Annotated in this window: 10 protein-coding genes; all 10 read right to left on the bottom strand. The window is 56.0% G+C overall.

Features of this window, described 5'->3' with window-relative positions; translation table 11 throughout:
* Positions 1-230: 230 nt before the first annotated feature.
* Entirely contained in the window at positions 231-1,604 is a 1,374-nt protein-coding gene (gene accC / locus HP435_RS13905; protein WP_173595917.1) for an acetyl-CoA carboxylase biotin carboxylase subunit, read from the bottom strand.
* Positions 1,605-1,618: 14 nt separating this feature from the next.
* On the bottom strand, positions 1,619-2,086 hold the full coding sequence (locus HP435_RS13900) for an acetyl-CoA carboxylase biotin carboxyl carrier protein (RefSeq protein ID WP_173598749.1): 468 nt from the start codon (positions 2,084-2,086) through the stop codon (positions 1,619-1,621).
* Between the two features lie 16 nt (positions 2,087-2,102).
* Positions 2,103-3,653, bottom strand: a complete 1,551-nt coding sequence (locus tag HP435_RS13895; protein WP_173598748.1) for an acyl-CoA carboxylase subunit beta — start codon at positions 3,651-3,653, stop codon at positions 2,103-2,105.
* A gap of 21 nt (positions 3,654-3,674) precedes the next feature.
* Entirely contained in the window at positions 3,675-4,721 is a 1,047-nt protein-coding gene (meaB, locus tag HP435_RS13890; RefSeq protein ID WP_122963374.1) for a methylmalonyl Co-A mutase-associated GTPase MeaB, read from the bottom strand.
* Positions 4,718-6,904 carry a methylmalonyl-CoA mutase gene (gene scpA, locus HP435_RS13885; RefSeq protein ID WP_122963375.1) on the bottom strand — a complete coding sequence of 729 codons (2,187 nt, stop codon included), beginning with the start codon at positions 6,902-6,904 and terminating at the stop codon, positions 4,718-4,720. The genes meaB and scpA overlap by 4 nt, the downstream gene beginning before the upstream one ends.
* Entirely contained in the window at positions 6,901-9,024 is a 2,124-nt protein-coding gene (locus tag HP435_RS13880) for a methylmalonyl-CoA mutase family protein (protein ID WP_173598747.1), read from the bottom strand. Before HP435_RS13880 ends, scpA begins: the two co-directional genes overlap by 4 nt.
* Positions 9,025-9,052: 28 nt before the next feature.
* The gene (accB, locus tag HP435_RS13875; protein ID WP_173598746.1) at positions 9,053-9,586 is read right to left on the bottom strand and encodes an acetyl-CoA carboxylase biotin carboxyl carrier protein; all 534 of its coding nucleotides are present in this window, start codon (positions 9,584-9,586) and stop codon (positions 9,053-9,055) included.
* A 237-nt stretch (positions 9,587-9,823) separates the two neighbouring features.
* Complete coding sequence (locus HP435_RS13870; protein ID WP_167470249.1) at positions 9,824-10,471, bottom strand: TetR/AcrR family transcriptional regulator; 648 nt, start codon at positions 10,469-10,471, stop codon at positions 9,824-9,826.
* A 142-nt stretch (positions 10,472-10,613) separates the two neighbouring features.
* A complete protein-coding gene (locus HP435_RS13865; RefSeq protein WP_173598745.1) occupies positions 10,614-11,537 on the bottom strand; it encodes a M15 family metallopeptidase in 924 nt (307 codons plus the stop codon).
* Between the two features lie 163 nt (positions 11,538-11,700).
* A complete protein-coding gene (locus HP435_RS13860; protein WP_122963380.1) occupies positions 11,701-12,627 on the bottom strand; it encodes a bile acid:sodium symporter family protein in 927 nt (308 codons plus the stop codon).
* Between the last annotated feature and the right edge of the window lie 76 nt (positions 12,628-12,703).

Genomic DNA, 12,703 nt, shown 5'->3' with positions numbered 1-12,703 from the left:
ACCGTTTGAGTGAACAGATGTCGTAACTTTCTTGCGTATAAGGAAATAAACATGCGAAATCCATCGCAATCGTTTTCCTTTACTAGCAAGAAAGCTTCCTACATCGGCTTCAACTCCAGTCATCAAAGTAACCTCATCTTACCATATCTGCTAACACCATTCAACCGCAAGCAGGCTTGACCGCCACTAGAGTACGTTTCCCATTGCCAGCAAGCAACCATCCTCAGGCTTTACTTGCCGGAAACAGGCTCGCTTTCTTTCAGATCGAGCGGGTTTTTCTCCAAAAAGTTGGTAGCGAATTGGCCGGAGACAAAATCCGGATGCTCCAGCAATTTTTCGTGAAACGGCACAGTCGTGTGCACGCCTTCGATCACAAATTCGCGCAAGGCGCGCTTCATGCGGGCCAACGCTTCCTCGCGGCTGCCACCCCACACAATCAGCTTGGCGACCATCGAATCGTAAAAAGGCGAGATGTCATAGCCCGGATAAACAGCGCTGTCCACGCGCACGCCGTAGCCGCCTGGAGGCAAGTAATTGGTCACTTTTCCCGGCGACGGCATGAAGTTTTTCGCAGGATTTTCCGCGTTGATCCGGCATTCGATGGCCCAGCCGTTGATCTTCACCTCATCCTGGGTAAAAGACAGCGGATTGCCCGCGGCGACGGAGATTTGCTCTTTGATCAGGTCGATCCCGGTAATCATTTCGGTGACCGGATGCTCTACCTGAATGCGCGTGTTCATTTCCATGAAGTAAAACTGCCCGTGACGATCGAGCAAAAATTCCACCGTACCTGCTCCGTGGTAAGAAACAGCTTTTGCCGCTGCCACGGCAGCTTGCCCCATCCGCTCGCGCAATTCCTGATCCAGCGCTGGCGATGGCGCTTCCTCCACCAGCTTTTGATGGCGGCGCTGAATCGAGCAATCCCGTTCGCCGAGGTGGACGACATTCCCATGCTTGTCGCCCATGACCTGAATCTCTACGTGACGCGGCTCCTCGACGTACTTTTCCAAATACACGCCCGCGTTGCCAAAAGCGGTTTCCGCTTCTTTTTGCGCCTGGCGAATCGCTTTTTCCAGTTCCTCGGCGTCATAAGCGACGCGCATGCCGCGACCGCCTCCCCCCGCCGTAGCTTTGACGATCACAGGGTAGCCGATTTCCCCGGCCACTTGCACTGCTTCCTCGATGTCGTCGATCAATCCGTCTGTTCCCGGAACGAGCGGAACATTGGCAGCACTCATCGTTGCTTTCGCGACGGCTTTGTCGCCCATTTTCGTAATCGCTTCGGGATCTGGCCCGATGAACGTGATGGAGCAATCTTGGCAAAGCTGGGCAAACGAAGCGTTTTCCGCCAAAAAGCCGTAGCCGGGATGAATCGCATCCACCCCTGTGAGCAAAGCGACCGTCATGATGCGGGGCATGTTCAAATAGCTCTCCCTGGACTCTTTCGGCCCGATGCAGTAAGCTTCATCTGCCAGCTCGACATGCAGCGCTTCGCGGTCAGCTTCCGAGTAGATCGCTACCGTAGCGATTCCCAACTCCTGGCACGCTCGAATAATGCGCACGGCGATTTCGCCGCGATTGGCAACCAATACTTTCCTGAACATAGGAACGCTCCTTCTTACTGTGGCTTGACAACAAGCAACGGTTTTCCGTAATCGACCAATTGACCATCCTGCACCAACATTTCGGCCACAACCCCATTTGCCGTGGAAACGATGTCCGAGGACAGTTGCAAAGCGTCGACCGTGCAGCGGCCGATCACATCATCTGCCTTGATCGTCTGCCCGACCTTCACCTGGGCGTAAAACAGTCCGACTGACGTGGACAGGACGAGCTGAGGTGTTTTTTCCGGCGCGGGAGTTTCCTGCTCCTTCTCGACGGCAAGTGTCGCTGTTTCAGTTGTAGCGGCGGCCTGCTGGTAGCCTTGATCCACCTCGTCTGTCTGAACCGGAAACGGCGTCGCGCTCACTGCCGCAGGCTCGCTTTTTTTGATGACGATTCGCTCTTTGCCCTTTTCCCATTCCAGCTCCTCGATGGACGACTGGTTGACCAGCTTGATCAATTCACGCAGTTCATGCAGCTTCATGCAAGATGCTCCCCTCTTACAATGGGATGTTCCCATGCTTTTTGTACGGACGGTCTTCCTGCTTGTTTCTGAGCATCTCCAACGCCTGGGCGACCTTCATCCGGGTTTCCCGCGGGTCGATGACGTCGTCGACCATGCCGAGGCTTGCCGCCACGTACGGATTGGCGAATTTCTCGCGGTAGAGCGCGATTTTTTCCGCGCGGGTTGCCGCCGGATTTGCGCTGCTCTCGATTTCTTTTGCGAAAATGACGTTCGCAGCACCTTCTGGGCCCATGACGGCAATTTCCGCATTTGGCCAGGCGTAGACGATATCTGCGCCAATCGACTTGGAATTGAGCGCCACGTATGCGCCGCCGTACGCTTTGCGCAAAATGACGGTAATTTTCGGCACGGTCGCTTCCGAGTACGCATACAAAATCTTCGCCCCGTGGCGGATGATTCCTCCGTGCTCCTGGTTGATCCCCGGGAAAAAGCCGGAGACATCCTCAAAGGTCAACAGCGGGATGTTGAAGCAATCGCAGAAGCGGATGAACCTGGCCAGCTTGTCGGAAGAATGAATGTCGAGTCCGCCCGCCATTACTTTCGGCTGGTTGGCGATGATCCCGACACTGTGTCCGTCGATCCGCGCCAGTCCGATGACGATGTTGCGGGCAAAATTCGGCTGCACTTCCATGAAGTCGCCGTGATCCACGATTTTCTCGATCACTTTGCGAACGTCATACACTTTCGTGCTCTCGGCCGGAACCAGCTCCAGCAGCTCTTCCTGCCATTCTTCGCCGCCCGCAGCTTCGAGGACAGGAGCGCGGTCGCGGTTGTTTTGCGGCAGGAAGCTGAGCAGCCTGCGCACTGATTCCAGCACCTCTTGCTCGGATTCGGCCGTAAAGTGGGCATTGCCACTGACCGTGGAGTGGACGCGCGCGCCGCCCAAGTCTTCCGCGGAAATTTTCTCGCCGGTTACTGTCTCGATCACTTTCGGTCCGGTGATGAACATTTGGCTCGTCTTTTCGACCATAAACACGAAGTCGGTAATGGCCGGAGAGTAGACCGCTCCGCCCGCGCAAGGCCCCAAAATGACCGAGATTTGCGGAATCACCCCGGAGTAGATCGCATTGCGGTAAAAAATCGTGCCGTATCCGTCCAGCGAGCTGACGCCTTCCTGAATGCGTGCGCCGCCGGAGTCGTTCAATCCGATGAACGGAGCGCCGTTTTTCGCGGCCAAATCCATGACTTTGGCGATCTTCATGGCGTGCATCTCGCCGAGCGCACCGCCAAATACAGTGAAGTCCTGCGCGAACAAATAAACAGGGCGACCGTTGATTTTGCCGTATCCGGTTACGACGCCTTCGCCCGGCGCTTCCATCTGATCCAGTCCGAAATGCGTCGCTCTGTGCTCGACGAACGGATTCAGCTCCATGAACGTATCCGGGTCGAGCAACAGCTCGATCCGCTCGCGGGCAGTCAGCTTGCCTCGGTTATGCTGGGCATCAATCCGGGCGTCACCGCCGCCCAGCTCGATTTTGAATTTTCGCTCCATCAAGTCATCGATTTTTTTGTGCATGTCGCTCATCGTCCGACCTTCTTCCTCTCTCTATTTCATGATCGCTTTTTCGAAAATGGCTACAAGCTGTTGTACCGCGCTCGTCGGCGACAATTGTCCGCTCGTCACGGATTGCTCGATGGCCGGGAGCATCTTGGCTACTTGCGGATTGCCAAAAAACGTAGTGCGCAAGTAGTCTTGGGCCATGCTGTGCATCCAGTCGAGCAGCTGCGCCTTGCGCCGGGCCTCGAAGCTGCCCGATAGTCCCGTCACATGGCGAAATGCGCCAACGACCTCCCATATGTCCGCGATGCCTTCTCCGGTCACCGCCGAGCACATGTACGCTTTCGTCTCCCAGCCGGATGTTGCTGGCTGCAAATAGTGCAGCACCCGGTTGTACTCGCCTTTGGCAATCAAAGCCCGCGTGCGGTTCTCCCCGTCCGCTTTGTTGATCAACAGCGCGTCGGCAATTTCCATGATCCCCTTTTTGATCCCTTGCAGCTCGTCGCCAGCTCCGGTCAGCATCAACAGCAGGAAGAAATCGACCATCGATCGGACGGTCGTCTCGCTCTGTCCGACGCCAACCGTCTCGACCAAAATGACATCGTAGCCAGCCGCTTCGCAAATCAGCATCGTTTCCCGCGTCTTCCGGTTGACCCCGCCCAGCGTCCCTCCGGTAGCGGACGGGCGGATGAACGCGTTCGGGTTGCGCGAGAGCAGCTCCATCCGCGTCTTGTCGCCGAGAATGCTCCCGCGCGTGACGGTACTGCTCGGATCGACCGCAAGCACAGCCACCCGATGGCCTTTTTCGCACAGCATCGTGCCAAATGCCTCGATAAACGTGCTTTTGCCTGCTCCCGGCACTCCCGACACCCCGATGCGAATCGATTGCCCGGTGTGGGGCAAAAGCTGGCGGATCACTTCCTGCGCCATGTCCATATGGGCGGCGGAATTGCTCTCGACCAGCGTGATGGCCTGGGCGAGCACGGTCCGGTTGTTTGCCCGCACGCCCTCGACGTACTGCTCGACAGAAAGGCGCGGGAGGCGGACTTTGGAAGAAAAGTTCAGGGATGTTTTGCCGTCTCCACCGCCGCTCATAGGCCGGCAGCCTCCAGTCGATGTACGATTTCCTGCAAAACGTGCTGGGCTGCTACCGGAATGACGGTTCCCGGACCGAAGATGGCGGCAGCGCCATGCTCGCGCAAAAAGGCGTAATCCTGCGGCGGAATGACCCCGCCGATGACGACGACGATATCTTCGCGGCCCAGCTTTTTCAGCTCCTCCACGAGTTGCGGCAGCAATGTCTTGTGTCCGGCAGCGAGCGAGCTGAAGCCGATCACATGCACGTCGTTTTCCACCGCTTGTTTTGCCGTTTCCTCCGGTGTCTGGAACAACGGCCCGATATCGACATCAAAGCCCAGGTCGGCAAAAGCGGTTGCGATGACTTTTGCTCCCCTGTCGTGCCCGTCCTGGCCCATCTTGGCGATCATGATGCGCGGACGCCGCCCTTCCCACTGCTCAAATTCATCCGCCATTTTGCGCACCGCTGCCACTTCATCCGCATCGGCGTACTCCGCACTGTAGACGCCGCTGATCGAGCGGATCACCGCTTTGTGCCGTCCGACCACCTTTTCATACGCATCCGAGATTTCGCCGAGCGACGCCCTTGCCCGCGCCGCTTCAATCGCCAGCGCCAGCAAATTGCCTTCGCCCGTGCGCGCACACTCGGTGATAGCAGACAGGGCCGCCTGCACCCGCGCCTCGTCCCGATTTTCGCGAAGCTCTTGCAATCGGCGGATTTGCGCTTCGCGTACCGCTGTGTTGTCGACTTCGAGAATTTCCAGCGGGTCTTCCTTGTCCAGACGGTACTTGTTCACACCGATGATGGCTTCTTTCGCCGAATCGATATGCGCCTGGCGTCTGGCTGCCGCTTCCTCGATTTTCATTTTGGGCAATCCCGTCTCAATCGCTTTCGCCATGCCGCCCAAAGCTTCGATCTCCTCGATGTGCGCCCACGCTTTTTCCACGAGCTGCGCTGTCAGCGACTCGACGTAGTACGAGCCTGCCCACGGGTCCACGACCTTCGTAATCTGGGTTTCGTCCTGCAAAAACAACTGTGTGTTGCGGGCGATTCGCGCGGAAAAGTCGGTCGGAAGCGCAATCGCCTCATCGAGCGCATTCGTATGCAGCGACTGCGTATGTCCGAGCGCCGCCGCCATCGCTTCCACGCACGTCCGCACGACGTTGTTGTACGGGTCTTGCTCGGTCAGGCTCCAGCCGGATGTTTGCGAGTGCGTGCGCAACGCCATCGACTTTTCGTTTTTCGGGTTGAACTGCTTGATCAGGCTCGCCCAAATCAGGCGTGCCGCCCGCATTTTCGCTACCTCCATGAAGTAGTTCATGCCAATCGCCCAGAAAAACGACAGGCGCGGTGCGAAAGCGTCAATGTCGATGCCAGCCGCAAGCCCCGTTCGCACGTATTCCAAACCGTCCGCGAGCGTATACGCCAGCTCGATGTCCGCTGTCGCGCCTGCTTCTTGCAGATGGTAGCCGGAAATACTGATGCTGTTGAACTTGGGCATGTGCTTCGAGGTGTAGGCGAAGATATCGGAAATAATTTTCATCGACGCCTCTGGCGGGTAAATGTACGTATTGCGCACCATGTATTCTTTCAAAATGTCGTTTTGAATCGTCCCGGTCAGCTCAGCCTGCGATACGCCCTGCTCCTCCGCCGCCACGATGTAAAAGGCCATGATCGGCAATACCGCTCCGTTCATCGTCATGGAAACAGACATTTTATCCAGCGGAATCCCGTCGAACAAAATTTTCATGTCGAGAATCGAGTCTACAGCCACTCCCGCCTTGCCGACATCCCCGACTACGCGCGGGTGGTCGGAATCGTATCCGCGGTGTGTGGCGAGGTCAAAGGCAATCGACAGCCCTTTTTGTCCGGCAGCCAGGTTGCGGCGATAAAAGGCGTTGCTCTCCTCTGCCGTGGAAAATCCGGCATACTGGCGCACGGTCCAAGGCTGGGTGACGTACATCGTCGGATACGGGCCGCGGAAATAAGGAGGCAGGCCCGGCATGTAGCCCAGATGCGTCATGTCTTGCACATCTTCTTTTGTATAAACAGGCTTGACGGGGATTTGCTCCATCGTCTGCCACAACTGCTGCTCCGCAAACTCAAACGCCTTTGCCCCGGCAGAAGCCTCCGCCGGAAACAGGTCGGAGATGTCCCGCCTGGACGAATACGGCATTTTGGAAAAATCAGGTCTCTTCATCGTGAGCTCACTCCTGTCCGCTCCTGAAGTTCTCGCAGCATCTGATAGCAATTGGAGCGCAGATGAATGCAATCATCCACTCCAGCCGCTTTGTACTGCGCCAGCTGCTCGGCATCCGGCAATCCAGCCAAAAGCACGGTCATATCCGGAGCCGCCTGCTTGATCGCCTGGGCGAGTGGCGGCACCAGCTCGGGATAGCTTGCATCGTCGGAGCAAATGACGGTAATCCGCGCTCCCGATGCGATTGCCGCTTGTGCCGCCTCTGCTGCCGAGCTGTACGCTGCTGTTCGCAGCGCTGCAAAACCGCCGACGGCAAAAAACTCTGCGGCAAAGTCCGCTCGCGCCTTATGCTTGGCGACAGGGCCAAGCGCCGCCAGAAACACGGATGGCCGCTGCCCTGTTTTCTCTGCGTACGCTTCCGCTTGCTTGCGCAATGTTTCGAAAGCTTCAGCCGCCCGGTGAACGCGAAGCGGAGCAATCACCGTCGCTGCTTGCTTGCCTGCGGTCAGCGCCTTGGCAATATCGCCTACGGTCGCGCCGTCAAGCGCTGCTTTTGCCGCCGCTTCCACCCAATCAGCCGTATGTTGCGCCAGCTTTTCCAAGGCTTCTGCGGCATCAGCCGGAGTTTTTTGGCTGCGGTATGCGCGCAATTCCGCGACTCGCTGCTTGTGAAGCGCTGGGGTGGTTGGGCGCGTGAGCAGTTGCTCCGCAGGATTCGGATACATGTTGGTGCCGACGATGCGGCTTTTGCGCTCTTGGATGTCTTTTTGCTTGCGGGCCGCTGTCTGGGCAATCGTTTCTTGCACGAAGCCGGACTCCAAAGCACGAAGCAAGCCGCCCTGCTCCTCTACTTGCACAAACAGCTCCCACGCCTTTTTCGCCAATTCGTCCGTGAGCCACTCGACATACCAGGAGCCGCCAGCAGGGTCAGCGACTTTTGCCAGATGCGCCTCCTGTTCCAAAATGATTTGTGTATTGCGTGCGATCCGGCGGGAAAACTCGTTGGCTGGACGAATCGCTTCGTCAAAAGCAGATACATGCAAGCTGTCGACGCCGCCAACAATCGCAGAAAACGCTTCCGTAGTTGCGCGCAGCATGTTGACGTACGGGTCGCAGACCGTTTTTGTCCAAGCCGCTGTGCGGGCGTGAATCGCTATTTTTTGCGCCTCGACCGAACCGCCGTACGCGTCCACAATATTCGCCCAGAGCATTTTCACGGCCCGAAGCTTGGCAATTTCCATGAACACATCGGAACCGACCGCAAAAGAAAACTGCATCCGGCCCGCCACTTCTTCAATCGTAAGGCCGCGGTCAAGCATCGCCTGAATATACTCGACGCCCGTTGCCAGCGAAAAAGCCAGCTCGGCCACAGCATGACCGCCGCTTTCGCAATACGGATTGCCCTGAACGAGAATCGTTTTGAGCTTGGGCGCATGCTGACTGGCCCAACTCGTCATTTTCGCCATGGCGGCAAAAGCAGTGTCAAGCGAGTGCGGAAGCTGCCCTTCCACGAGCAGCGGCGTCAGCGGGTCTTGCCCGATGCATCCCCGCAAGTTTGCCGGACTGTGGCCGCTCGCCTTCATATGAGCGAACAGCAGGGAAAAGACTGGCAAACCCAATGCTCCCGACTGCACGAACAAAGGCAGCTCTTCCAAATTCAGTCCGCGCAAGGCTTCCCCCAGTTCTCCCAGGGCAAAAATGGACAAGCCGTCTTTACCGATGTCTTCCGGCAGTGCTTCATCTGGATCAAGCCCTGCGCGCACAGCGCGATCAAATACGATGTGCAGCGCCGTTTGCCCGCGCGCCAAATCTGTCAATGCCGCTTCATGAAACGATTTCGCGTCCGGGGCCGCCATTTCCTGGCAGACCTCCCAGCGCCCAGCCTGCTGATCCAGCGGACTTCTCGTTCCCCTGACAAAAGGAGCCTCGCCCGGCCCCCCTCGTCGTGGCAATGTTGCGACATCTTCCGCCCGATAGATCGGCTGGCGGATAATTCCTTCCTGTGTTTTGGTCAACAGCTTGGCATCGAAGGCAGCTCCCTTCAACGATTTTTCGGCCGCCTCCCGCCATTGCTCGTACGTCGGCACAGGAAATTGCGTAAACAGTGTATCTTTATTCACGATCCAGACCTCCCCTCATTCGCCGATTCTACTCGGCAAGCTTCACCAAAAACAGCGGCTGGCCGTGGTCAACCAGTTGGCCGTTTTGTACCAGTATCGAAACGATTTCCCCTTTTACCTCTGCTTCAATCTCGTTGAACAGCTTCATGGCTTCCACGATACAGACAATGCTGGACGGCTCCACGCGATCGTGTACCGCTACATACGGTGGCGCATCCTCGGCAGAAGCCGCGTAAAAGGTCCCGACCATCGGGGAGGTGATTTTATGCAAGTTTTCCGTCTTTTCTGCGGGATGAGCTGTTGCCTCCTGCCGCTTTGTTGCTACAGGTTCTGTTTGGAGCGGTTGAGTTCCTGCTTTTTGCGGCAGGTTGACGACGGTTGAAGCTGGCTTGGCAGTGACCGCTGGCAACGTCGGCGCAGTCACGGCAGCAACGCTTGCTGTTTGCCCGGCAGTCCGGCGTTTGATGCGCAAACGGGATTCGTCATCGCTGACATCGATAGACTCTATGTCTGTCTGCTCCAGCAGCTTGACCAGTTCTCTCAGTTCATAGATCGAAAACATACGTATTCCTCCCATGTCCCGACTCATTGTGGCTGATTTGCCAACGAACCGACTGGTTGGTCTGTGATGAATGCGCAAGACCGACCAGTTGGTCTTTTAATCATTATAGCAAATGTCTGAATCGTCGTACAGACCAACCAGTCAGTCTGAATGGTACATCGCTGACCGGACCGTGAAGCGACTATGCCTCTGCTCCCATTTTTAGCAATGACGAGTAGTCGCCTGATCCATATTCGTTTACAACAATTTGAACGGCGCTTCGGGCGAAGCCAGGAAAAAGCGGTTGAAGTCCGGATTTTTCATCGCCTCTGGCTTCAGGACGGAATGCAGAACCATGTCGGCGTAAATGTCCGCAATCTGCTCGATCGAATACGTTCCTGTTTTTTGATACCATTTGTAAATCCAGTTGACCATGCCGAAAATCGCCATAGAGACGATTGGCACAGGCAGCTCCGGCCGGAACTCGCCCGATTTGATCCCGTCGGAAATGACGGTAAACATGATTTGCTTGTAGCGGTCCCGCTTCGTTTCAATATCAGTGAAATACTCCGGGGTCAAAAACAGGCTTTCCTGATAAAAGATCGTGACCTGCGAACGGTACAGATCGATCATCATCACAAACGATTTGACGATTGCTTGCAGGCGCTCGGTTGGCGTATCCCACTTCTCGTACGCTTCTTCCGCTTTTTCCAGCACGTACGTAATGAACTGGTCGTGAATGATGTAGAGCAGTTCATCCTTGGACTTGAAGTTGTGGTAAAAGCCTCCCTTGGAGGTGCCGCTTTCTTTGACGATCTGGTCGACGGTGACCCGGTGGTAGCCATGTGCTTCAAACAGGCGCATGGCCGTATCAATAATTCGTTCCCTGATTGATTTTTCGCTCATTATCTTCACCCGTGATCATTATAGCATAGAAATTCTTTTGCCGAAGGACGTTTGCATGCGCATATGTATTCGCGCTACAAGAAAAACGCCGATTCTTCCGTAGCGAAAAATCGGCGTCTCCTTTTTTCCGAAAAGCTTAGGTTTAGTTTGACTCAGTCTCATTGGCCGCGGCGGGAACCACACCTGAATACTCCTCCAGTGTGATGCCTTGCTCGCTGATTTGTTTGGCGATCTCCACGCCGACGTAGCGCAAGTGCCACGGCTCGTACATGTAGCCTGTGATCGCTTCTTTTCCATCCGGATAGCGGATGATAAAGCCGTGTTCTGCCGCGTGCTCGGCAAGCCACAATGCTTCCTTCGTGCCGCCAAAGCAGCTCGTCGCCGCGCATTTGCCGTCTACGCCGGATACGTCGATCGCAAGCCCGGTTTCGTGTTCGCTCGTACCTGGCACGGCGCTGTAAGTGCGCGCTTTTTCCACGCCGTCTTTTTGCACGTAGCGGTTGAACAGCGCTTTCTGGTAAGCGTGAGAGCGGTAGGCCGATACTCCTGCAAGCGCTACTCCGTCCGCTTTTGCCGCTGCAAACAATTCCTCCAGCGCAGCCGCCGCTTCCTTGCGCATTTTCCGCTTCTCGCTCTTTTCCGGGAGCAGGTACGGGACTTTCGGGAATACCAGGTCGTTTGGCGTATAGTTTTCGGGAAGCTTGCGCTGTTTGTTGACCAGGACCGCTACACTTTGCGGTTCAGCGACTACCTCGATATCCGCAAGCAGCTCTTCGTACTTGCCTGCCCCTTCCGCAGACGACTTTTTCGGCGGTTGGGCCTCTGGCTGCTTGGTTTCTTCCGGTTTCGTTTCTTCCGGCTTCGCCGTCTCGGCTGGCTTGGTTTCCGGTTGCTTGGCTTCCTCGGCAGGTTTGGGCACTTCTGCTGGAGCAGGTTGGGTCGTCTCCTGCGACGGCTTTGCCTGTTCTTCGTTTGGCGCAGCCATGCTGCTGCATCCAGACAGCGCGAGAATCGCGGCTGTTACCAGTATGATGGAATGATTCGTACGATTGGCAAAACGTTTCATCATGACGTCCTTTCGAATCGGGCCCGGCTGTACAGTCAGCCCGCATGGGTGTTGGGTACTTATCCAGCATGGAAGTACGTACCCATTATGACATAAATCGGGCCTTTTTCGTTACAGGAACGTGCCATTTTGGCAAAAAATCAGCGCGCCTTTGCCGGGACGCCTACTCTTCTTTTTTGGCAAAATAGGTGGCGAGCACAGAGCCGGAAAGGTTGTGCCACACGCTGAAGATGGCGCTCGGCACCGCTGCGAGCGGATTGAAGTGAGCCGCCGCCAAAGCCGCGCCCAAACCGGAGTTTTGCATGCCTGTCTCCAACGTCACCGCTTTGCGCTTCGCCAGATTCAAGCCGAACAGCTTGGCGAAAAAATAGCCGAGCACGTATCCGAGAATATTGTGCAAAATGACGACAGCAAAAATGATCATGCCTGTCTCGACGATTTTGCCTTTGTTCAGGGCAACGACAATCGCCACGATCAAAACGATAGCAATGGTAGACACGAGCGGCAATGCCTTGGCGCTCGCTTCCGCCTGCTTGCCGAAAAACGCTTTGACGATCACACCGAGTACGATCGGGACAATGACGACCATCACAATATCGAGAAACAGCGACTTCGTATCAATCGCCATCCATTTTCCAGCCAAAAGCGAGATGAGTGCAGGGGTAGCGATCGGGGCGATCAAGGTGGACACAGCCGCGATGGAAACCCCGAGAGCCACATCGCCTTTTGACAAGTACGTCATGACATTGGACGCCGTCCCGCTCGGACAGCAGCCGACCAAAATGACACCAACCGCAATATCCGGCGGAAGCTGCAACGTGATCGCGAGCACAAAGGCAAGCGAAGGCATGATCAGGTAGTGACCGACTACGCCGATCAACACATCGACCGGCCTGCGAAACACTTCGCGGAAGTCTTCCGAAGACAAGGTCAGCCCCATTCCGAACATGATGACGCCGAGCAGGAACGAAATGTAGCCTTTTCCGCCGACGAACGCTTCCGGCACAAAAAAGCCGAGAATGGCAAACAAAATTACCCACAACGAGAACGTGCTGCCAACAAACTTGCTGATTCTCTCCACAGTATTCATGTTTCTCTCTCCTGTTTTTCGTTTTATGTCTATTTAAAATATTTTTGATTATACTGCACGTTTTTGCATTGTTCTA

Origin of the sequence: Brevibacillus sp. HD3.3A, assembly GCF_013284375.2 — a bacterium.
Lineage (GTDB): Bacteria > Bacillota > Bacilli > Brevibacillales > Brevibacillaceae > Brevibacillus > Brevibacillus parabrevis.
The sequence above is the reverse complement of the archived record's forward strand: the minus strand, read 5'-3'. Positions and strand labels throughout refer to the sequence as shown.

Coding starts and splice junctions, on each gene's coding strand:
- HP435_RS13895 (WP_173598748.1), bottom strand. CDS start 3,653: ATGAGCGACATGCACAAAAAAATCGATGACTTGATGGAGCGAAAATTC.
- scpA (WP_122963375.1), bottom strand. CDS start 6,904: ATGAAGAGACCTGATTTTTCCAAAATGCCGTATTCGTCCAGGCGGGAC.
- HP435_RS13865 (WP_173598745.1), bottom strand. CDS start 11,537: ATGAAACGTTTTGCCAATCGTACGAATCATTCCATCATACTGGTAACA.
- accB (WP_173598746.1), bottom strand. CDS start 9,586: ATGTTTTCGATCTATGAACTGAGAGAACTGGTCAAGCTGCTGGAGCAG.
- HP435_RS13900 (WP_173598749.1), bottom strand. CDS start 2,086: ATGAAGCTGCATGAACTGCGTGAATTGATCAAGCTGGTCAACCAGTCG.
- HP435_RS13870 (WP_167470249.1), bottom strand. CDS start 10,471: ATGAGCGAAAAATCAATCAGGGAACGAATTATTGATACGGCCATGCGC.
- accC (WP_173595917.1), bottom strand. CDS start 1,604: ATGTTCAGGAAAGTATTGGTTGCCAATCGCGGCGAAATCGCCGTGCGC.
- HP435_RS13860 (WP_122963380.1), bottom strand. CDS start 12,627: ATGAATACTGTGGAGAGAATCAGCAAGTTTGTTGGCAGCACGTTCTCG.
- meaB (WP_122963374.1), bottom strand. CDS start 4,721: ATGAGCGGCGGTGGAGACGGCAAAACATCCCTGAACTTTTCTTCCAAA.